Annotated in this window: 20 protein-coding genes and 1 pseudogene; 14 read left to right on the top strand and 7 right to left on the bottom strand. The window is 37.9% G+C overall.

Translation table 11 applies throughout. The features are described 5' to 3' along the window. The first annotated feature begins 13 nt into the window (after positions 1-13). The 8 genes from ACH9UM_RS10875 (at position 14) to ACH9UM_RS10840 (ending at position 7,659) form a co-directional block, all read left to right on the top strand. A complete protein-coding gene (locus ACH9UM_RS10875; RefSeq protein ID WP_306543517.1) occupies positions 14-1,210 on the top strand; it encodes an acetyl-CoA carboxylase biotin carboxylase subunit family protein in 1,197 nt (398 codons plus the stop codon). A 2-nt stretch (positions 1,211-1,212) separates the two neighbouring features. After that, positions 1,213-1,773: an acyltransferase gene (locus tag ACH9UM_RS10870; RefSeq protein ID WP_306543515.1), complete on the top strand. Its 561-nt coding sequence runs from the start codon at positions 1,213-1,215 to the stop codon at positions 1,771-1,773. A gap of 15 nt (positions 1,774-1,788) precedes the next feature. Beyond that, on the top strand, positions 1,789-2,994 hold the full coding sequence (locus tag ACH9UM_RS10865; protein ID WP_306543514.1) for an ATP-grasp domain-containing protein: 1,206 nt from the start codon (positions 1,789-1,791) through the stop codon (positions 2,992-2,994). A gap of 190 nt (positions 2,995-3,184) precedes the next feature. Next, entirely contained in the window at positions 3,185-4,291 is a 1,107-nt protein-coding gene (locus tag ACH9UM_RS10860; protein WP_306543513.1) for a DegT/DnrJ/EryC1/StrS aminotransferase family protein, read from the top strand. Between the two features lie 57 nt (positions 4,292-4,348). Continuing rightward, on the top strand, positions 4,349-5,425 hold the full coding sequence (rfbB, locus tag ACH9UM_RS10855; protein ID WP_303145171.1) for a dTDP-glucose 4,6-dehydratase: 1,077 nt from the start codon (positions 4,349-4,351) through the stop codon (positions 5,423-5,425). Positions 5,426-5,534: 109 nt separating this feature from the next. Then, a complete protein-coding gene (gene rfbA, locus ACH9UM_RS10850) occupies positions 5,535-6,404 on the top strand; it encodes a glucose-1-phosphate thymidylyltransferase RfbA (protein WP_282928587.1) in 870 nt (289 codons plus the stop codon). 185 nt (positions 6,405-6,589) lie between these two features. Beyond that, a complete protein-coding gene (locus ACH9UM_RS10845; RefSeq protein WP_282928588.1) occupies positions 6,590-7,129 on the top strand; it encodes a VanZ family protein in 540 nt (179 codons plus the stop codon). 155 nt (positions 7,130-7,284) lie between these two features. After that, complete coding sequence (locus ACH9UM_RS10840; RefSeq protein WP_178832673.1) at positions 7,285-7,659, top strand: hypothetical protein; 375 nt, start codon at positions 7,285-7,287, stop codon at positions 7,657-7,659. A 37-nt stretch (positions 7,660-7,696) separates the two neighbouring features. Here ACH9UM_RS10840 and tnpC read toward each other — a convergent pair whose 3' ends face one another. The 6 genes from tnpC to ACH9UM_RS10810 all read right to left on the bottom strand — a co-directional run bounded on the left by tnpC (position 7,697) and on the right by ACH9UM_RS10810 (position 12,839). Then, the gene (gene tnpC, locus ACH9UM_RS10835) at positions 7,697-9,373 is read right to left on the bottom strand and encodes an IS66 family transposase (RefSeq protein ID WP_009243281.1); all 1,677 of its coding nucleotides are present in this window, start codon (positions 9,371-9,373) and stop codon (positions 7,697-7,699) included. A 133-nt stretch (positions 9,374-9,506) separates the two neighbouring features. Beyond that, the gene (tnpB, locus tag ACH9UM_RS10830) at positions 9,507-9,845 is read right to left on the bottom strand and encodes an IS66 family insertion sequence element accessory protein TnpB (RefSeq protein WP_009243282.1); all 339 of its coding nucleotides are present in this window, start codon (positions 9,843-9,845) and stop codon (positions 9,507-9,509) included. Further along, the gene (gene tnpA / locus ACH9UM_RS10825) at positions 9,839-10,255 is read right to left on the bottom strand and encodes an IS66 family insertion sequence element accessory protein TnpA (RefSeq protein WP_009321018.1); all 417 of its coding nucleotides are present in this window, start codon (positions 10,253-10,255) and stop codon (positions 9,839-9,841) included. The genes tnpB and tnpA overlap by 7 nt, the downstream gene beginning before the upstream one ends. 120 nt (positions 10,256-10,375) lie before the next feature. Further along, positions 10,376-11,428, bottom strand: a complete 1,053-nt coding sequence (locus ACH9UM_RS10820; protein WP_400091313.1) for a P-loop ATPase, Sll1717 family — start codon at positions 11,426-11,428, stop codon at positions 10,376-10,378. Between the two features lie 767 nt (positions 11,429-12,195). Further along, positions 12,196-12,627 (bottom strand): PIN domain-containing protein, encoded by a 432-nt coding sequence (locus ACH9UM_RS10815; protein WP_303057175.1) that lies wholly within the window; start codon positions 12,625-12,627, stop codon positions 12,196-12,198. Continuing rightward, on the bottom strand, positions 12,624-12,839 hold the full coding sequence (locus ACH9UM_RS10810; protein ID WP_287501128.1) for a type II toxin-antitoxin system Phd/YefM family antitoxin: 216 nt from the start codon (positions 12,837-12,839) through the stop codon (positions 12,624-12,626). The genes ACH9UM_RS10815 and ACH9UM_RS10810 overlap by 4 nt, the downstream gene beginning before the upstream one ends. Positions 12,840-13,077: 238 nt before the next feature. On the opposite strand from ACH9UM_RS10810, the gene ACH9UM_RS10805 reads away from it, so the two are divergent. From ACH9UM_RS10805 to ACH9UM_RS10790, 4 genes are read left to right on the top strand one after another with little or no spacing between them, the layout of a single operon-like run. Further along, positions 13,078-16,797, top strand: coding sequence for an N-6 DNA methylase (locus tag ACH9UM_RS10805; RefSeq protein ID WP_044998274.1), 3,720 nt, complete (start codon positions 13,078-13,080; stop codon positions 16,795-16,797). Positions 16,798-16,829: 32 nt separating this feature from the next. Further along, on the top strand, positions 16,830-17,999 hold the full coding sequence (locus ACH9UM_RS10800; protein ID WP_009243276.1) for a nucleotidyltransferase family protein: 1,170 nt from the start codon (positions 16,830-16,832) through the stop codon (positions 17,997-17,999). A 56-nt stretch (positions 18,000-18,055) separates the two neighbouring features. Further along, the gene (locus tag ACH9UM_RS10795; protein ID WP_009320025.1) at positions 18,056-19,045 is read left to right on the top strand and encodes a hypothetical protein; all 990 of its coding nucleotides are present in this window, start codon (positions 18,056-18,058) and stop codon (positions 19,043-19,045) included. Positions 19,046-19,100: 55 nt separating this feature from the next. Then, positions 19,101-19,823 (top strand): hypothetical protein, encoded by a 723-nt coding sequence (locus ACH9UM_RS10790; protein WP_009320024.1) that lies wholly within the window; start codon positions 19,101-19,103, stop codon positions 19,821-19,823. Positions 19,824-20,005: 182 nt separating this feature from the next. Here the strand turns inward: ACH9UM_RS10790 and ACH9UM_RS10785 are convergent. After that, positions 20,006-21,392 (bottom strand): annotated as a pseudogene (locus tag ACH9UM_RS10785) (transposase). Between the two features lie 170 nt (positions 21,393-21,562). Here ACH9UM_RS10785 and ACH9UM_RS10780 point away from each other — a divergent pair. Both ACH9UM_RS10780 and ACH9UM_RS10775 read left to right on the top strand, forming a co-directional pair. Continuing rightward, positions 21,563-21,844, top strand: coding sequence for a PqqD family protein (locus ACH9UM_RS10780; protein ID WP_004847983.1), 282 nt, complete (start codon positions 21,563-21,565; stop codon positions 21,842-21,844). Further along, on the top strand, positions 21,837-22,388 hold the full coding sequence (locus ACH9UM_RS10775) for a S24/S26 family peptidase (protein ID WP_009320021.1): 552 nt from the start codon (positions 21,837-21,839) through the stop codon (positions 22,386-22,388). Before ACH9UM_RS10780 ends, ACH9UM_RS10775 begins: the two co-directional genes overlap by 8 nt. Positions 22,389-22,406: the final 18 nt, after the last annotated feature.

Here is a 22,406-nt window from a genome sequence, read left to right as displayed (position 1 = left end):
AATGGAGAGTAGTATGAGTCAGAAGAAGTTACTAATATTTGATGCAAATGATACAGTTATAGATATTATAAAGTATGCAAAGGAAGCAGGGTATTATGCCATAACTTGTGACAATAATCCTCAGCATGAAGGACATAAATATGCTGATAAAAATGTTTTTATTAGTACATATGATGTTGAGTCTTTAAAAAAACATTTTGGGAAAGAAGAAATAGCAGGAATTATATATTTCACATCAGAACATGGGTTATATGCCGCGAGTCAATTAGATGAGTTCTTAGGGGTGCAAGGTATTACTGTGGATACCTACAGCAAAATATCAGATAAAGGAAACTTTAGAATACTATTAGAAGAAAATGGCATGAATTATCCTAAATATCAGATCATAACGAAATATGAACAACTAGATTTTAAGAAAATTGAATTTCCGGTTATTGTAAAACCAGTTGATGGTATTGGTGGAAATGTGGGAGTAAGTAAAGCAAGTGATGTGAAAGAGTTGGACTTAGCAGTTAAGTCAGCTTTTGAAAATTCACGGACAAGCCGCGCGATTATTGAGGAATTTATTGAATCTGATTTTCAGATTAATGGGGATTGTATTGTTGTAAATGGAGAGCTGAAAGGAAGTTTTTTAGGTAAACATGTATATGAGGTTGAACAGAGTATAATTCCGTATGCAACAATTTTTTCGGAAGAGGTAATTGGTGAAAAGCTAAAACAAGAAATTGATAATGAAATAAGGAAAGTGATAAAGGCGTCTAATGTTTGTACTGGAATATTAAATGTAGAGCTTCGTGTAAAAGCTAATGGAGAGATTTATTTCATTGAAATTAATCCAAGACATAGCGGGAATAGAATTTATGAGTTAATGTCAAAATGCGCGAGTATTTCAATGAGTAAGTTGGCTGTTAATTTAGCATTGAATAAAAATATACCAATGAATTTGGACATGAACATGAAAGAGAAGGCGTATGCTTATGGTATTTTATATTCAAAAGAAAATGGGATATTGAAGAAATTGACATTATCAGAGGAACTGGAAAAATATGTTGTAGATAAGTTGATATTTAAAGAAGTTGGAGATGAAATATCTGAGTTTCAACACTTGAGAGATCGTTTAGGTTTACTCTTATTGGAATTTCCTACGGATGAAGTAATGATGCGGGTTATGGAAAACTTTTATCATTATTATACTGTGGAGGTGAAATGAAAATGAGCGGGTTTTATTCAAAAGAAGAATTGGAAGCAATGCATTTTAAATCTCTAGGTAAGAATGTTTCTATCAGTAGAAAGGCAAGTTTATATCATACAGAAGAAATGGAAATCGGAAATAATGTAAGAATTGAAGATTTCTGTGTTTTAAATGGTAATATTACAATAGGTAATAATGTGATGATTTGTGTATTTTGTTTATTAGATGGAAATTGTGGAATTGTGATAGAAGACAATGTGACGATAGCAGCAAGAGTATCCATTCATTCAGGAACAGATGATTATAGTGGGAGAAGTTTATTTGGATGTTTTGCGCCAATGGAATATAGAATATATAGGTATGCTGAACAGGTTACAATAAAGCGTCATGTATTGATAGGAGACGGAGCGGTAATTATGCCGGGAGTTGTCATAAGTGAAGGTACATCGATAGGAGCTATGAGTTTCGTAAAAGATGATACAGAAGAATGGAGCGTTTGTGCAGGAGTTCCTGCAAAGAAGATAAAAAATCGTTATCGAGATGTGGCAAGATTGTATGAACAAGTAAAGCAAGAGTTATAAAGGAGAATAAGAATAATGAAAAAATTATTACTTTTGGGTGGATCAAGATATTTAGTTCCGATTATTGAAGCTGCTCATAAATTAGGAGTGTATGTTATTACATGTGATTATTTGCCGGATAACGATGCTCATAAATTATCTGATGAATATCGAAATATTAGTATTATTGATAAAGATGCCGTATTAGCCGCTGCTGAAGAAATGCAGATTAATGGAATTATGTCTTTTGCGTGTGATCCGGGAGTTGTGACGGCTGCATATGTTGCAGAAAAGATGAATCTGCCATTCCAATGCTCTTATGAGGCTGCATCTATCTTACAGGATAAAGGATTATTTCGCAAATTTTTGGCGGATAATCACTTTAATTGTCCACATGCAAAGCGATACGAAGATAAAAAAGCACCTTTTGCTGACGTTGAGTTCTTCCAGTGGCCTGTGATTGTTAAACCAACAGATTCGGCAGGAAGTAAAGGGGTCACTCGAGTAGAAAGACCGGAGGATTTGGAAGAAGCGATTGAAATAGCACTAGACGGAGCGCATAATGGAGCATTTATTATAGAAGACTTTTTGACATTTGAAGGATATCACTCCAGCGCTGATCCGTTTACTGTTGATGGAGAATTGAAATTTGTAACATATTCAGATCAGTTGTTTGATCCTGCGGCGGACAATCCGTATACTCCTGCTTATATTATATGGCCGTCATCGATGAAAGAGGAGCATCAGAAAGTACTGACAGATGAAACTCAGAGGCTTGTAAAATTATTAGGAATGCAGACAGGAATCTATAATATAGAAACGTGTGTTGCAAATGGAAAACCATATATTATGGAAGTTTCTCCTCGGGGAGGGGGCTGTAAGATTGCAGAATTACAGAGATTAGCTTTTGGTGTTGATTTGATTGAGAATGAGGTGCGAAAGGCAGTTGGGCTTCCGGTTGAAGCTGTAAAACAAACAGAATGTGATGGTCATTGGTGTGAAATGGTAGTACATGCCAGACCGGGAGAGAGTGGTGTTTTGAAAAAGATTTGGGTCGATCCCGAGGTAGAAAAAAAGTATTTGAAAGTAGTAGATCTTTCAGCAAAAGAAGGTGATTATGTAAAACCCTTTACAGGAGCCAATATGGCTCTCGGAGATATGTTTTTCCGTTTTGATACGCGAGAAGAATTAGATGCAGTAATGGCGAAAGCGCATGAGTGGCTGCACATCGAGTTAGAATAAAATTTAAGGCTTTATTTTGAGGAATAAAGGAGAAGAGTGATGAGCAAAGAAAGTGCTAGAAAATTAGGGGCGTGACTCAAATTTTGAATTGTTCAGAATTATATTTATGCTTTTGATTATTGCTCATCATTTTATTGAAACTAGAAATTATCAAAAACAGAAATAAATTATTTTGAAAGAAGTGAAAAAGATGGAAAAAATACTGGTGACAAGATCATCTATGCCTCCGTTTGAGGAATATGTGGATGAGATTAAAGAATTGTGGGACAGCCATTGGCTGACAAATATGGGAGCAAAACACAAGGAGTTAGAAGCAAGATTGCAGGACTATCTTGGAGTGGAAGGCGTTTCTTTATTTACGAATGGACATATGGCGTTAGAACTTGCGATTCAGGCAATGAATTTATCAGGAGAGGTAATTACAACTCCGTTTACATTTGCATCGACAACTCACGCGATTGTGAGAAATGGTCTTACACCGGTATTTTGTGATATTGATCCGGAAGATTATACAATCGATGTGAAACAGTTGGAAAGTTTGATCACGGATCGGACATCTGCAATTATTCCTGTTCATGTTTATGGAAACGTATGTAATGTTGAGGAAATTGAAAGAATTGCAAAAAAATATGGTTTGAAAGTGATTTATGACGCGGCTCATACATTTGGCGTGAGATATAAAGGAAGAGGAATCGGATCTTACGGAGATGCGTCTATGTTTAGTTTTCATGCGACGAAAGTTTATAATTCGATCGAAGGCGGAGCGATTACGTTTCATGATCAGGAGTTTGGCTTGGATTTGTATCGCCTTAAGAATTTCGGTATACGCGGAGAAGAAGTGATAGACAGTATCGGTGCAAACGCAAAGATGAATGAATTTCAGGCGGCAATGGGACTTTGTAATTTGAGACATGTAGATGAGGAGATCGAAAAGCGGAAAAAAGTATTTGAGAAATATATGGAATTGTTGTCGGGAGTGGACGGAATTCAGTTATTAAAACCGCAGAAAGATGTACAGCCGAATTATGCGTATTTTCCGGTTGTATTTCATGAAAAAGAGTTTGGCTCATCTCGAAATGAAGTGTGTGAAGCATTGAAAGCGCAGCAGATTTTTGCCCGTAAATATTTTTATCCGCTGACAAACACGTTTGATTGTTTTAATGGAATGTATGATGTGAATGAGACACCGACAGCGCTTCATATTTCCAAGAGAGTGCTGACGCTTCCGATGTATGCAGATTTAAAAGAGGAAGATGTGGAACGAATCTGCGGTATTATATTGGAGCAGAAAAGATAAGGGAGAATGTGAAACGAGGGAAGCAGCAGTAAGCTGAAAGAGCAGGAGGAATGCAGAATGAGAACTTATTTAGTGACAGGCGGGGCAGGATTTATCGGATCGAATTATATTCATTATATGTTTAAAAAGTATGGAGATGAAATTCGTATTATCAATGTAGATAAACTGACCTATGCAGGAAATTTGGAAAATTTGAAATCCATAGAAGACAGAGAGAATTATGCCTTTGTGAAAGCGGATATTTGTGATTCGGAAGCGATTCATAAGATTTTTCAGGAAAATGAAATTGATCGTGTCGTACATTTTGCGGCAGAAAGCCATGTAGACCGAAGCATTCGTGATCCGGAAGTATTTGTGAAGACAAATGTGTTAGGAACGCTTGTAATGCTGAATGCGGCAAAAGCTGCATGGGAGCTTCCTGACGGAACATTCAAGCCGGATAAGAAGTTCCTTCATGTGTCTACAGATGAAGTGTATGGTTCATTGGAAGATGACGGAACATATTTTTATGAGACAACACCGTATGATCCGCACAGTCCGTATTCTGCAAGCAAGGCTTCATCAGATATGTTAGTGAAGTCTTATATGGATACTTATAAATTCCCAGCGAATATTACGAATTGCAGCAACAATTATGGACCGTATCAGTTCCCTGAAAAGCTGATTCCGTTGATTATTAATAATGCATTGCAAGGAAAAAAACTTCCGGTTTACGGAGATGGAAAAAATGTGAGAGACTGGCTGTATGTGGAAGATCATGCAAAAGGAATTGATATGGTTCAGGAAAAAGGGCGACTCTTTGAGACATATAATATCGGCGGTCATAACGAGAAGCAAAATATTGAGATCATCCACATTATTTTGGATACGCTTCAAGAGATGCTTCCGGCAGGAGATTCGAGAAAAGAGTTAGTAAGTGAACAGTTGATTACATATGTGGAAGACAGAAAAGGTCATGACCGCAGATATGCAATCGCGCCGGATAAGATAAAAGAAGAAGTAGGTTGGGTTCCGGATACGATGTTTGAAGAAGGGATCAGACTTACGATCAAATGGTTTTTTGAAAATGAAGAATGGATGAAAAATGTGACAAGCGGCGATTATCAGAAATATTATGAAGAAATGTACAAATAAGAAGTGACCGCATGAAGCGGAGAATCCTTCTTGAACGATAGTTTAAGAAGGTTGCGCATTTGTCAAAAGTGGAATTTATTGTCAGGTTTAACAAAGGAGAAGAGAGTATATGAAAGGTATTGTATTGGCGGGCGGTTCAGGAACAAGATTATATCCATTAACAAAAGCAATTTCAAAACAAATTATGCCGGTATATGATAAACCAATGATTTATTATCCGTTATCTGTATTGATGCTTGCGGGGATCAATGAGATCTTGATTATATCAACTCCCAGAGACCTTCCGGTGTTTCAGGAACTTCTCGGAAGCGGAGAGCAGATAGGGCTAAAACTTTCCTATGCGTTGCAGGAACAACCGAGAGGACTTGCTGAAGCATTTATTATCGGGGAAGAATTTATCGGAGACGATCGTGTGGCGCTTGTTCTCGGAGATAATATCTTTTATGGACAGAGCTTTTCATCGACTCTGAAGAAAGTTGTTGAAAGAGAAGAAGGAGCAACTGTATTCGGTTATTATGTGAAGAATCCGGAAGAGTACGGTGTTGCTGAATTCGATGCGGAGATGAATGTAATTTCAATCGAAGAGAAACCGGAACATCCGAAGTCTAACTATGCAATTCCGGGGTTATACTTCTATGATAATGATGTTATAGAAATTGCAAAGACGATTACTCCGTCCGCAAGAGGCGAATTGGAAATTACAAGTGTTAATAATGAATATTTGAAGCGCGGAAAATTGAAGATGCAGCTTCTTGGCCGTGGTTTTGCATGGCTGGATACAGGAAATCCGGATGCTTTGATGGAAGCCGCTAATTATATTGCGACAATTCAGAAAAGACAGGGATTGTACGTGTCTTGTATCGAAGAGATCGCCTATAAACGAGGATTTATTAATAGAGAGCAGTTGAAAAAAGTGGCACAGGATTTGTTGAAGACGCCTTACGGAGAATACTTGATGGAAATTGCAGAAGGAAAGTAAAAAATATGTTGTTTTTTAAGAGATTATATCATGTATAAAAAAGAAGTTCATGTGACGCCGGAAAGCAGTGTAAAAGCATCCCTGTGCCTGATTACGTAGAAGAGAATGTATCCACAAAGGTAGTAAAGATTATTCAAAGTTATACCGGTATTGTGAATAAAATGGTTTGGAGAAAAATAAATTAGATGGATTTATATCAGATATTTATTACACATAATCGTTTATGGTCGGCTCGGGAGATTATAATATTTCTTGTGCTGCTGTTTTTGATCACGGGGGTATTGTTGATACAACTAAAGCGTGGAAAATTGAAAAAAATTCAGTTTTTTGCGGGGGTTGCATTGTATATTTTCTTGAGTATCGTTTTTGCATCCACAGTATTTACACGGACTCCCGGAAAAAGAATGTATGAATTACTTCCGTTTTGGTCGTGGAGAAGGGTGATTTTTGAGCATGATTTTATGCTTCTAGAGGAAAATCTGTTGAATATACTTTTATTTTTTCCTATAGGAGGGTTATTAAAGCTTTGTTCAAAGAAAATTAAATGGAAGCATGCAGCAGCTATAGGATTAGGAATATCTGCTGTAATCGAATTGAGCCAGTTGATTTTATGCCGGGGCTGGTTTGAGTGGGATGATATGATTCATAATATGTTAGGATGTGTGTGCGGTTATCTGATTGTGAAAAGGTTGTATGGTTTAAAATGTAAATTTGAAGATTATTAAATATATGTGGATCATATTTGAACAAGCTTTTTAAATCAGTTATAAGTTTAGAGGTGAAAGAATTAGAGCTAACCATATAAAGTCAATAATATTTTTTAACATGCAGGAGAAGATGATTTCGTGAAATTTCAAGTAACGAATAAGGGAGATGAAGGATGAAACTTACTTTGGATACAATTTTAGTTATAGTTTCCGGTATTGCATCTTGGTTAACAGCTTTAACCGGGTTAATATTTGGATATAAAAGTTGGAAAACGTCAAAAGTAGATGCGGCGAAACAATTTATGGAGGCGGAAAATTCAGAAGAACTTTTTAAAGCAAGACATGCAATTTATTCATGTAAAGATATTTTTAAAGTTAAGGAAATATATCTTACGCAAGTTGCTTCGCACTATCATTTTTGGGGCTTGATGGTGAAAAAAGGTTTTCTACCTAAGTGGATTTTTCAAGGAGAGCCAGGGGAATCGGCGCTTCAGCTATATGATCGTTTAAAACCATATATTGATAAAAGAAGAGTAGATAAAAAGTAAGCGCTTAATTTTTAGGTATGATAGAAAAAATCCCCGACTACTTTTCAGTAGCCGGAGCACCTTGACAGTTCACATATAATTGATTTGATTCGTTTACACGATGTTCGATTTCAGCTTTGACAGTTTCGTTCCATGGAGCCAGAAGTTCTAATTCATCATCGCTCATCCTATCATTAGGCACTTTTTCCAGCAGATAAGTAAGATAGTGATAGACGTTTACTCCATTGGCTTTTGCCATTTCTACCATAGTGTACACAACAGCACTGGCCTGGGCTCCATTTGGTGTGTCACAGAACAACCAGTTTTTACGGCCTACTGTAAATGGACGGATCGCATTTTCGCTGAGATTATTAGAAAAACTGCAGCGGCCATCTTCTAGATAGGTGGACAGATAGGAGCGGCGGTTCTGAATGTAGGTGACAGCTTTATCCATTCTGCTTCCACGGGTAGGGTTCTGCTGATCAAGCCACGACAAAAAGCCTTCTACTACCGGCTTTTCTTTTTCAAGACGCGCCTTTTTGATAGCATCGAAGGAAGAATACTTTGATCTGATCACATCTTCCAGATGGAAGAGCTGGTTAATGTACAGCATTCCCTGTACGGATGGCAGGGTATAATCCAAAGCTTTTCCTTTGGGAATGGCATCTGCCAGATATCTTCTGATGTGTGCCCAGCAAGCTGTGCGTTTGGCATCTGGAACTTTATTGTACCCACTATAGCCATCGCACATCAGATAACCCTTGAAGCCGTGAAGAAAATCCACAGCATTGTCTCCGGCCCGGGTCTCCGAATATTTATAGAGGATAATAGGTATTCCTCCGTCTTCACCGCTGCGGAACAGCCACATATATGACTTTGTCTGAGCGCGGCGTTCCGGTTCATGCAGAACCTGAAGTGGCGTTTCATCTGCCATCGCGAATCCACGTTCCAGAAGTTTCCTGTGGAAGTATTCGTACATAGGAAGAAAAAACGCTTCGGAATTCCGGATCACCCAGTTTGCCATAGTAGCTCTGGTGATCTCTACGCCATACTGTTTCCAGTCCTTTTCCTGACGGTAGTATGGAAGACCATTACAAAACTTCTGGTACATTACCCAGGCAACTGTTCCGGCAGAAGCCATTCCATAAAGCATATGGGCTCTGCCATCTTTTCCTTTTTTAATGACCGGAATATCCTGAAGTTTGCACTGCGGACACTCATAGTTCTTACTATAGTATTCATATACTTTCAGTTTTGCCGGTACAAAAACCAGCTCCCGGCGGACAAACTCTTCCCCGATTTCTTTCAGTGGAGTACCACAGGAAGGGCAGAGTTTCTCTTCCTCAGAAAGTTCCAGATACTTTTTCTCAACAGGAACTCCCTTAAACCGTTCAGCGTCTGTAGCTCTTGCTTTTCGTTTTTTTGCTGTTTTTTCCGGAAGAAGTGCTTCAAGATCCTCTGCTTTTACAGCTTCTGGATTCTGTTCCAGTTCCGCTTCATTGAAAAAGTTTAACTGGCCTGGAATATCGATGGTTCTTTTTTCGCTGGAGGTGCCAAACAGTTTTTTACGGAGAAGGTCTATCTCTTCTTTCAGGTTATCCCGTTCCTGGGTAAGAGACTCTTCCCGTTTATTGGCAGCATCGACAGTTGCCTGAAGTGTTTTTATCATCTTTTTGAGATCGTTTATCATGTCCTTCAGCTCATGGAGCTGGATATCTTTAGAACTGTCTGCCACTGCTTTTTCCTCCTGTTTCTGATATTTCCATTATACCAGAAAACAGGGACTTTTCCCAGCAAAACAGCGGATTTACCAAGACTTGAAAGTGCTGAAAATACAGCAAAAAATGCGAGTTTTATGTGCATCTTTTTCATGTTGACTTAATCGCTTTTGGCTGCTCAATATCAAGGCCAGACATCAGCCAGTCGAACTCCCGCCATGTAAGATTCCGGACTTCAGATTTATTTCTGGGCCACCGGTAAGAACCTTGGGCAGTCAGTCTTTTGTAGATCATAACGATTCCATCCGGTTCTTTTAAAATAGCTTTGATGCGGTCACATTTACGTCCACAAAAAAGAAAAAGTGCATGGTCGATCTCCATCGAAAACTGTTCCTGGATGATCGCACACAATCCATCAATGGACTTGCGCATATCGGTTCTGCCACAGACGATATAGATTGCATCAACACTTGAGATATCCGCTAACATAGTGACTCCTTCAGCGTATCCATAAGCATCTTCAGAAGTACCGGTTTGATCTCATTACTCATTCGTATAAGCAATCCGTCTGCTTCGATTTCAATCGTATGTGAATTGTCAAGGTGCATAGGACTGTTTCCATTATCTGGAATCAGTCCTGCCGGAGAAGACTCCGGTTCTATAGCGATCTGGACTACATCCTGTTTATGGGACGTAAGGTCAAGAGTGCTAGCTTTTCCAACTGGATCCGGTATCTGGCAGGCTTTTTTGCGGAGACGGGTAACTGCATTGTAAAAACAGCTGGGAGATATCCCGTGTTCATTACACCATGCAGCATCTGTCAGGCCACTTTGTCTGCATTCGGTTACCAGTTCCATCCATTCATCCAAGGAACGTCCTGGAGCACGTTTATTACTCATAATGAAACCTCCAAATGTAGTAAATTTCTATCTCCTATCAAGGGGAGTGTAGAAAAAATCTATTTACTATCATTATGAGTTTAAAAACGTAGACAGTAAAGCTACCCAAGATTTAAGCGCTTACGAATCACTTAATGCATGTTCTTTATGATTAAACACTTTAAATGGGAAATAGTGATCCCACGCTTCTCCTACCTTTGCATTTCTTAATTCAGGAACGTCTTGCTGAGATCGAAATAATTTATCAACAACTTCAAACAAACCTGATGTTCTGTAATGCTGATAGGTGGTTCGCCATTCCAATAAAACACAATTATCGTTTAATTTATTATTCATGTTATGTAACCCCATCTGATCAAAAATATCAGGACGAATCAATAATATAATCTTAAGTTTTTTTAATGATTTTTTACTTTGAAAAGTAGAGGTATTTAACACCCATACAGCTTGTGCCAACCCTTTTATACACTCTAAATATTCATTATAATTTATATTGTCAGGTCTAACATCAATACCATCGATAAAAATTATATGCTTCTTAGATACCTTAATACCTTCTAATGCACTAATAAATTGCTTTTCAAGAAACATTAAATTACTTTGAAATCTAGTGTCACTAAATTTAATTTCTTTAGAATCTCCCATTTCTCCACGCAAATGTTCAAAAACCATTGTCGCAGAATCTTTTGCCTGTTCTACAAATTCAATCGCCGATTTTATTTCTGGTTTAAAAGCACAATAATAAAAATCATCAATCGCTTCTTTTAACTTGCTAAATGATTTACCATTAAAAATACTGCGATCTTCTGTTTTATATATCTTATCTGACATAAGAAGAAGTAATATCACTCTCCACACATCCGTATAATCGCTCAAAATTAAATCCCTTTGTTCTTTTAATCTCACAAACTTTCCATATTCTGTTTCACCCATATAAACAATAGAAGCATATGTATCATCTACAATATTATTAGACAAATAAACAGAATATGCCGTTTTTCCAGTACCTTTATCGCCTAATACAAAATACTTGTTATTTTCCAAGATTTGATCCACTCTATTATCACGATAAAAAATACGATTAAATAAATCTCTACTTGAACTATCGCGATAGTTAGTAGCATCATATTCTCCAAAATTTATATCCGTAATTTTTTTATATCCACTATCCATTTTTCACTCTTATATGATGTTTATAAAGAACCAAACAACATAATCCTTTCATTTTTCTTAAACAGTACTTTAATATCTCGACCTATTTTTCTTATAATCCCAATATTTAACCAAAGCATATTATTGCTCTTTTCCTCTAAATTATTTTATTTGCTTCACTGCTCAGTGTAAGTCTAATACGTTTTTATACTTACAAAATACATTTTGCAAACAAACAATTTACATATTGGTTCAAAACACAAAAACAGGTAATAAAATACCTTTTTTACTAAAATAAGATAATTATTACCTGTTCATATATTACACCACGAATTAATTATAGCACAATATATTGATTAATCAATATATTGCTTCCTCGAATTTACACCAAAATCACCTTTCCCCTCCACTCTACTTTTCTAAGAAAGTATGTGAATTCTACAATAAAAATCCTCTTTGTACCACCTAACAGATATGTGTATGGAGAAGTATTGTTCACTTTATATTTTCTCCAATTCTTTCAATGCTAAACTTATAACAGATGTGACATACTCCCACCATCTAAAGATGGGGATTCTCGCTCAAGCACTCTGGCGAGTGCAGTATCAGATAGCGAAAAATGACTAATCTATATCATAAAATCGCACGATTCTGTTGATAAAATCGTGCGATTTTCATATAATATAATTGTAGTAAATTTTTACATCTAATTTTCGATTATCCTCATAAATAATATATAAGGAGTGTATCTTAATTAGAAATATAAGAGTTAATCTCTAATGGATTTTTTATTCAGTTTCGTTTTCTGCTTCTAATAATCTCAGAAATTCCAAGGGTTCACATACCTTAATAGATGATTTCGTATAGTCTTTCACATTTCTGGTAACAATACAATCCATCTCTGAACGGATAGCGGTTTCTACCATAATAGCATCCTCATAATCATTTATTTCAGAAGATATTGCTTTTCGACAGTCCAAAGAAGCAGTATCCAACAAATGAAACAATGTAAAAAGTTTGCTCAAAATTTTGCGTGTTTCCACATCGCTATGAGTTAACCGATGTGTCAGATAGTATATATCTGTAACTGACTTTGCTGTGAGATATCCTTCAAAATGCTTATTTGCAGAATGTATAAAAATCTTTTGTGCAGCTTCTGCAAACGGAACGCGAGATTGCAAGGCGTCAATGATAATACAGGTATCAACTAAGACTTTCATATTGTATTCAACCTTTCTTCTTGTGCTTCCTCTAAAGTCATATCTGCAGGAAGAATTCCGAACAGCGACTTAGCAACCTCCACTCTGTCCTGATATGGATTAGATAGTTTTGCTACGACTTTTCCGTTGCGGGTTATATAAATATCCTCTGTTTCTGCAAGTGACAGATATTTGCCAAGGTTAACTTTTAATTCAGTTGCGGTAATTGACATATCGTCATCCCCTTTCCATTGAAATATTCATAATCATCATTTGAAACATACAATTCTTTGTTTCAATTATATTATATGAAAATCGCACGATTTTATCAACAGAATCGTGTGATTTTATAATATCGATTAGCCATTTTTCGCTATCTTAGAAAATACATGACTGTATTATTTATCCGTGATATAATTGTCGATGAAGAAAAATAATAAATCGGAATATTATACCGGAGGAGAAACGAAAATGATATCAGAAAGTTATATTAAAGACCTTCTCTTATCAATGGGTTACATAAAGAAAAATCATATTTATGAAAAATTTTTCCCATCTGTCGATTGTTATATTAAAGTGGATTTGAAAAACAGAACAATAATCTATCCTGAAGATCGGGGAATGACGATTTCTAATAGAACGACGTGCAATTTTTCCGCTCCTGAAAATTTTGTCGTATTGGAATGTGTGACAAGGCTGTTTGACAAGGGGTATCGCCCGGAGCATTTAAATTTAGAAAAAGAGTGGACGCTGGGGCATGAGTCGAAAGGCGGACGGGCTGATATTTGCGTATCTGATCAGGAAGGGAATACGCTGTTTATTGTTGAGTGTAAAACTTACGGCAGAGAATATGAAAAGGAATATAAAAATATAGTAAATGATGGTGGCCAGTTATTCTCATATTGGCAGCAGGAAAGAAGCTGTAAGTTTCTCGTTCTTTATGCGTCGAAATATGAAGGCAAGCAGATAAAATGGGATACGGAAAGTATTGATTGTTCTGACGATGCGAATATTGTTGCTTTATCCCAAAAAGATGACTCTATTAAATTATTTAAAAATGCACATACAGTTTCGGAATTATATTCGGTGTGGGATGAAACGTATGAAAAGCGATTTTCGGGAGATGTAATTTTCAGAGATGATTCAAGCGCATATCAAATCGGGGTAAAACCGCTTAGAAAAGCGGATCTGAAAGATTTTGCGGACAATAATAAAATTGTAAATAAGTTTGAAGAGATTTTACGTCATAATAATGTTTCGGATAAGGAAAATGCATTTAACCGTTTAGTGGCTCTGTTTATTTGTAAATTAGTCGATGAGATTCAAAAAGATATGGAGGAGATCGTAGATTTTCAGTACAAAGTCGGCACGGATACTTACGAAAGTTTGCAGGACAGGCTTCAGCGTCTACATAAAGAAGGCATGGAAAAATTTATGAAAGAAGAAATTTTTTATGTGCCTGATGACTATGCCGAAAATTTAGTTCGTCAATATACCGGACAAGAGAGAAAAAATATGATCGCTCATCTGAAACATACGCTGCGTATATTGAAATTTTATACAAACAATGATTTTGCGTTCAAAGACGTTCACAACGAACAATTATTTTTACAAAACGGTAAAATATTAGTAGAAGTTGTTCAGTTGTTTGAAAAATTCAGAATAATAGGATCTGAAAATCTTCAGATGTTAGGAGATTTGTTTGAACAACTGCTCAGCAAAGGCTTTAAGCAGAATGAAGGTCAGTTTTTTACTCCTGTTCCGATCACAAGATTTATATGGAACAGTCTGCCCGTCGAGAAAATACTTAAAACCGAAGAAGGTGCGGGCTTGCCGAAGATCATCGATTATGCCTGCGGAGCCGGACATTTTTTGACGGAAGGGTTTGAAGCTGTCTCAGCATGTGTTAAGGCAAATGATAGTTTAAGAGAGCTTGACCGATCTTTTGCCGAGAACAATATTTTCGGGATTGAGAAAGATTACAGATTAGCCCGCGTATCTAAGATCTCGCTGTTTATGCATGGTGCAGGCGAGGGAAATATTATATTCGGAGACGGTCTGGAAAACTATCCTGACAAAAATATAAAACCGAATACATTTGACATTTTAGTAGCGAATCCTCCGTATTCTGTATCTGCGTTTAAGCCCCATTTAAAGCTTAAAAATAATTCGTTTTCTATATTAGATACTATTTCAAATAACGGATCTGAAATAGAAACATTATTTGTCGAGAGGATTTCCCAGCTTTTGAAACCGAACGCAGTGGCGGCGGTTATTTTGCCGAGCAGTATATTGAATAAGGAAAATGAAAGTTTTATCTGCGCAAGGGAATCTATATTAAAGAATTTCAAGATAAGGGCGATCGTTCTTATGGGAAATAAGACGTTTGGCGCGACAGGAACGAATACGGTTGTGTTGTTTCTGGAAAAATATAATGAACCGCCGAAAAAAGCCGATTTGATCGAAGACAGCATCGACGCTGTTTTTAACGGATGTAATTTGGACGGATGGGAAGACAAAGCGATATTGGAACAGTATTTGAAAAAGATCGACGTAAGTTCTGAAGTCTATGAACGGTTCTTATCAGAAGCGGTTGATATCGGCGATATAGAAGATAAATATTTTTTAAAGTATAAAGAAGCTTTTTTGGCATTATCAAAAACGAAAGAAAAGCAGAAACAAAAGACGTTCGGTAAATTATCAGAAAAAGAGCAGAAAAAACTGCTGACAAAGCAGTATTATCAATATGTAAAAAAGATAGAACGGGAAAAAATGAAATATTTCTCTTTTGTTTATGATCAAAGGACATTGATCGTGGCAGCTCCGGATGATAACAAAGGTCAGGAGAAGTTTTTAGGTTATAAATGGAGCAATCGAAAGGGGCAGGAAGGAATACAGATCATAGATGAAGGCGGGATGCTGTATGATGCGGAAAACAGGATGTCTGATCGTACGATTGCAAGTCTGATCCGAAAAATGTTTAACGGAGAGGAAGTGTCTTTAGATGATCTGGAAGAGTATTATTATTATCTTCATACGAAAGATATGATCAGTTTTAGCGAGGTGTATTTTAACAAAGCTATAAAAACTACGAAGACGCGGCTTCTGAAAGATGATCCGGGCCTGACGGTATATTCCCTTTCTGATGAAAAGACGTTTGATATAACGATCGGAGACCGGGTTTTGTCGGAAGAGATCGTTTCCGGAGGAAGAGTGCCTGTTTACAGCGCGAATGTGTATGAAGAGTTTGGCAGGATCGACAAAGAAAATATGAAAGATTACAGCCGTCCTTCGGTGATATGGGGAATCGACGGTGATTGGATGGTGAATATCATTCCGGCCGGTGTGCCTTTTTATCCTACGGATCATTGCGGCGTGTTAAGGATCAAAACCGAAAAAATCCTTCCCGAATATATGATGTATGCGCTTCAGGCTGAAGGTGAATATGAAAGGTTTTCCAGAAACAACAGAGCTTCCGCACAAAGGATCAGATCGTTGGTTGTTCAGGCGCCGGAAACAAAGATCCAGAAGAATATAATCGATGAGCTTAAAGCGTTAGATGATAAGATAAACGGACAAAATGCTGAAATTGAAAAATACGAGAATAGTATCAGGACAAAATTTGATCAAATATTTCATTTGGAGGAGTTTATTTCCGATGGAGTATTTTCAAAGTATGAAGGGTATTCCGTAGAGGATTTATGTATTGACGGGAGAGGCAGAGTGATCAATCAGCAGTATATAGAAAATCATAAAGGTCCATATCCGGTATATTCTTCTCAGACAACAAACGACGGTATATTCGGATCTATTGATACGTTTGATTTTGACGGAGAGTATATTACGTGGACGACTGACGGCGCGAAAGCAGGAACTGTTTTTTACAGAAACGGAAAATTCAACTGTACAAATGTATGTGGAACACTGAAAGCAAAAAACGATAAGGTAAATATGAGATATCTGGCATATTTGTTGAATCGGATCGCTTATAAGTTTGTAAGTCGTGTGGGAAATAATAAGCTGATGAATGACGCTATGAAGAAAATCGTAGTACCTGTTCCGACAAGACAACTGCAGGACGAGTTTGCTGATTTTGTGCAGTCCGTTGAGAAATCGAAGTTTGAATGTATCGGTAAAAAGGAAAAGTTTGAAATTGAAAAGGATGCTTTTGTCCATAAATATTTCAGGTGAATATATTTTTGACTGCCGCAAAGGAGATTGTTTTGAAGAAAGAAGAAAAAAGATTAATTGAAATCATCAGAGATGTACTGGCGGGGAAAAACAAGTCCGAGTGGTCGATGCAGATTTCAAAAGAGGAAATCGAACGTGTGATAAAGTGTGCAAGAGTACACGGAGTCTTACCGTTTTTGCAGGAATGTCCTGTATTTATGGAGGAACCGTATCGGGAAAAACTGTTTTTTTATTTGAAAGATTATGCATACAAAGACGCGCAGCAGGCGTATGCGGCAGAGACGTTGTTTGAGTTGTTTGAAAAAAACGGGATTTATTGTATGCCATTGAAAGGAATACGGACAAAGCAGTTTTATCCGTACCCGGAATTTCGTACGATGGGAGATCTGGATATTTTATATAAAGAAGATCAGACAAAGAAATTAAAACAGGTTATGCAGGATGCCGGATACAAGTTCGGGGGATATAACATCAAGCATGACGAATATGAAAAAGACGGCGTGACGATTGAAATGCACAGAGATGTTCTGTTCAGACTGACCAATGCATACGACTATTTTGCTGATATTTGGGAGCGGGCAATTCATGCAAAAGGGAAACAGTATATATATGAAATGAGTTTGGAAGATCATTACTTGCATTCGGTGTGCCATCTTGCCGAGCATTTTGTGAGAGGCGGCATCGGAATCCGAATGGTTCTTGATATTTATATTTTGTCGGAAACGCCACGAATGGATAAAGCATATGTGCAGCGGCAGCTCAAAGCTTTGAAACTTCAGAAGTTTGAGGAGAATATCAGGTCTTTGGCACAGCTTTGGTTTTCGGATGATGAGAAAACTGTGAGAACGGAAGTATCGGATGAACTGGAAAACTATGCTTTGTCAGGCGGTATTTTCGGCAGCAGGGAAACAGCGCGCAGGAACGGAACTGTGCTGTATGAATCAAAGAACAAGTTTGTAAAACAGTTGGTCTTTCCGTCTTATGAGGTGATGAAGACATCTTGTCCGTGGCTGAAAACACCGATTTTGCTTCCGGCTGCGTGGTTGGTTAGATATAAAAGAGCATTGACAGCAAGCAGGGGAAATATAGGATATCATATTGAAAGAGCAAAAACTTTTGACCGTGTTGAAGATCAGGAGCAAAAAGAACGGTGTCAGTTTTTTGAAAGATGCGGTTTAGAAGACGTTTCGGAGAATTTTTGATAAAATACAAAATGAGATTTTAGACACAGTGATAACAGGATTACTTAAGGAGCGTTATGAGAAATAAGAAAATACAGATTTTGCTCGTATTTGTTTTGGCAATCGGACTTTTCGGTCTGCTTTTCTATTGGAGATACGGGGAAAAAAAGCAGATGGAGAGCTTAAACGGGTTGCAGGAAACGTACAAGGAGTATGATAAAAAGATCCGAGAGATACGCAATGACATGGAAAATAAAAAAGCAGAAGTGAATGATATTGAGAAACCGGCGAACGTAATTCTTGCATTTTCAGAGGAAGATCAGGAACTGATGGATCGGATCGTTCCGGCTCTTGAAGGCAGAGGGATACAGGCCACTCTTGTTTTGAAAAACACAGCGGAGCATCATCAGGAAACAGTGACGTATTTAGGACAGCAAGGCTGGGATTTCGCTTTTGGAGGTGAGATCGGGGAGGAGAAAGACGCTTATATAGAAATGCTGAAAAGTACTGTCAAACAATACGAAGAAAGTACGGGAAAGATTGCGGGCGCCTATTTTTTTAACGGTAAGGAATATGGAAGAGGAAGCAAGATTTTATATCCGAATTTTAAAGAAATGGATTTTAAGATCGGGGTGGCTTTTGCGAAAGATGCATCTTCTTTGAAGCATGGAAAAAATACAGATTACAATATGGAGATAGAAGAATGCCAGAATATTTCCATGCGTGAAGATATGGAAACGATCGAAAATATTTTGGATCAGGTCATAGAAGCGAGAAGCGTAGTTGTTTTATCGGATTTTAGTTTGGAACGGCAGATGGAGATTGCAGGCGAGGCTTCGCTGGAGCATTTTGAGGAAATACTTGATCTGCTCTTACAAAAACAAAGTGAAAGTGATCTTGTAGTCGGAAGCGTTACATGTTATGAAGGAACTTTAGAAGACAGAGCGAACAGAATAGAACAGCGTCGTCAGAAATATTCGGAATACGAACAGAAGTGTCTGGAAGAAATCGAACAGTTAACAAAACAGCGTGATGAAGCGCTTGAAAAACAAGAAGTGAAAAAATAGAGGGAGTTTTCTCGGAAAAAGGACAGATTAGATTTGTGATTCGGGAGGAAGTACAGTGGGGATTTATGAATTTGCAGGATGTGTTGTATCTTATGAACCGCTTTACGGTCTGCTTCGGCGGCGTATGGAGACGTATCGGTCGGATACAGAGAGGCAGCCTGATATAACGCTTGACGGTACGAAAGAAGATTATGAAAAACTGAGAAAGCAATATCCGCACCTGTCTATAGAAGAGTGTGAATATAGTTGTGCCGGAGCTGAATTTTATATGAAACTGTTAAAACATCAAGGGTTTATGATCCATGCTTCGGCAGTAGAAAAAGAGGGAAAAGCCTATCTTTTTTCGGCTCCGAGCGGAACAGGGAAATCTACGCATGCGCAGCTTTGGCGGCAGACGTTCAAAGGAGAACCGATTCGGATCATTAACGATGACAAGCCCGCAGTTTGTCTGCAAAACGGCGTATTTTATGCATGCGGGACTCCGTTCAGCGGGAAAACCGATAAAAATGAGAATCGCAAAGCGCCGATACAAGGACTTTGTATGCTGCATAGAGGAAAAACAAATAAAATACAGAAGATTACTTCGGGGGAAGCTCTTCCTCTGATATTGCCGCAGACATTATTTTACGGAGATGAAGAAGAGACGAATTTGCTGCTCTCTTTTTTAGATCGTTTTTTACAGTCTGTTCCGGTTTACAAAATGGAGTGTACTATGGAAGAAGAAGCGGCTAAGACGGCATATTTTTTAGGTAATTGCGAAACAAGTCCGCAATCCTGACTGAAAACAGGCGAAGGCTCCTGTCATGCAGGATTCTTGGGATAGGAAGTGAAAATCGTTCATTTCTTGGCACAACAAATAAACCTCATGGGCTTATGAAGTTGGTAAGTCCTATGCTATGAGTGGTTTTAAACTTCGTATGTATTGATGCTGGTGAATTTTATCAGCAACCATGACAGTTATTAACTGAGAAATTCCTGCAAGCAACAAATCTGCATGTAGTGTTTTCTCATTTTGGGTTTTACGACCGGCAATACAGAAACTGTCTTTAAAATGGTTGATTGATTTTTCAACGTTTACACGGATTTTATAGGTCTCATCCCATTCTACGGAACCACGTTCCACACCGGGATAGGCACGCAGATTCTTTTCGGGGTAAATGTAAATCATTCTTCCACAGGAAGATGTGGTACAGGGGTTCTCACAGCGGCAGACACGGCGTTTCGTTTTGGTTTCACGGTTGTATTCCCATTTCATTTTAGGGCATACAAACTTCATGCTGGGAAGTTTGCTTCTCAGATGAGATTTACTCCCTTCCCGTTTCATAGGAAGTGTGGAATCATGCGGACAGCAAGGAACACCATTTTCGTTGAAGGTGTAGCCATTTTCTTCCATTGATAGTTTTGTCCGGAGTGGAATAAATGCTTTTTCAAAGCCAAGATCATCCAAAAGGGCTTTGTAGATTTCAATGGTATCAAAAGCGGCATCGCCTAGAAAAGTTTTAGGGTTGATCAAAGGATGCTTCTGAAAGAAATCAATCAAAACAGGGAGCAGTGCCTTAGAGTCCGCAAGTGATTTATCTTCATCTGGTGAATCGGATTTCTTTTCAACAATGATATTAGGATGAGCATTTAGGAAATCTTTATTGTAGAAGGTAATATCGCGAACAATACCAAGACCATTAGTGACAATACCAAACTTATAGGCATAGCAGAAATGTCCGTTGATGTACATCTGTTGGATAGCTGGGTTAGCAGTAGCGTGTGCAGGCATTGAGCCGTAAGCAGCTTTGTAAGGATCAAAGTTTTTATCAAAGTTGTGAGCCTTTGCAAAGGCCTTTAACTGTTTTATGATACGGTTTGCGTATTTCGGATTATTTTCTGTTACCCATGCCTCAATTCCAGAAGTATCAAAGATACTCATGGAAGCAAGGTTAGAATCAATACGTTGGCAGATCGGTTCAGTGATATCAACTAAGTGATCGAACATCGATTGTAAGTCCATAAGAAAGTCCTGTTTAAAGCGGGTAAATTTTGAGGCATCAGGAACAACACGGAAGCCACAGAAATCCCGTAGTTCCTGAGAATATTTTAAAAATATAATCAGAAGAGTATCTGTCGGGATTGAGAAAATGCGCTGAATAAGGAGAGCCTTAATCATAGGATAAAGTGGATGCTTACGAGGTCTTCCTGTAGAAGCGTGAAAATGAGTAACAAAAGAAACAGGAACAATTTCATCAAGATTAATGGTTTGGTCAAGTAGAGAAAGAAACTGATATTTGTCATTATCGAATTTATTTTGGCAATCTTCAAAAACTTCTGCCAAAGCGAGCTGCTTATATGGTATCATATAGGTACATCTCCTTTCGGGTGGTTGGTTTATAGTTTCTAGGCAACTCTATTTTACCACAATCCGTTGAGGAGATGTTTTGTTTTATAAAAGTTAAAATGCCGTATTTATGCGGCTTGTGGCGTTTCGCAAACACCTATAGCATATTTTTGTATGAAAGGAGAAGAAAAATGAAGATAAAAATAAAAGAAGGTTTTTTGCTTCGCAAGGTGGCAGGAGATCATGTCGTAGTTCCGGTCGGTGAAGCGGGAAAAGTATTTCACGGGATGATCCGGTTAAATGATACAGGCGCATTTTTGTGGGAACAGTGCCGAAAGGAAACGACGAAGGAACAGGTTTTACAGGCAATGGCAGAAAAATACGAAGTTGATGAAAGCGTTGCGGCCGATGATTTGGACCGCTTTTTACAACAACTGCGAAATGCGGAAATATTGGAAGAAACAAATGAGTGAATTTAAAACAGAAAAATGTGAGGATAGTAAAAAAGAAGATAAACAGGAAAGTAAACAAGAGGGTAAAAAGGAAGAAGGCAGGGAAGATAAGAATTTGAAAAGCCGTGGATTAGAAGAAATCCTGAAAGAGCAGGGGAAGCTGGTTCTTACGGCTGAGGGAAACAGCATGCTGCCATGTATCCGCCCGAAAAAGGACGTATTGATCTTAGAACCTGTAAAAGAAGAGGTTTGTCGTCATCAAGTAATCTTGTATCGAAGAGAGAACGGCGCTTATGTATTGCACAGAGTGATGGAAAATTCGGATCATAATAGTTACGTTCTTTGCGGAGATAATCAGTATCGGAAAGAATATGGCGTGCAGCCGGAGCAGATTCTGGCTGCGCTGACCGGATTTTACAGAGGGAATCAGTATATAGATTGTGAAAAAAATAAAAAATATAAACAATACGTAAAGTTATGGTGCAGTCCGCTGTTTCCGAGACGGTGTGCCGTATGGGCAGTAAAAGCGGTGATGAAAATACGAAGCCGGGCAAGCAAAAGATGAGTCGGCGCGGCACAATAA

Source organism: Mediterraneibacter torques (assembly GCF_044591705.1).
Taxonomy (GTDB): domain Bacteria; phylum Bacillota; class Clostridia; order Lachnospirales; family Lachnospiraceae; genus Mediterraneibacter; species Mediterraneibacter torques.
This window is presented reverse-complemented; position numbering and strand designations above follow the sequence as displayed.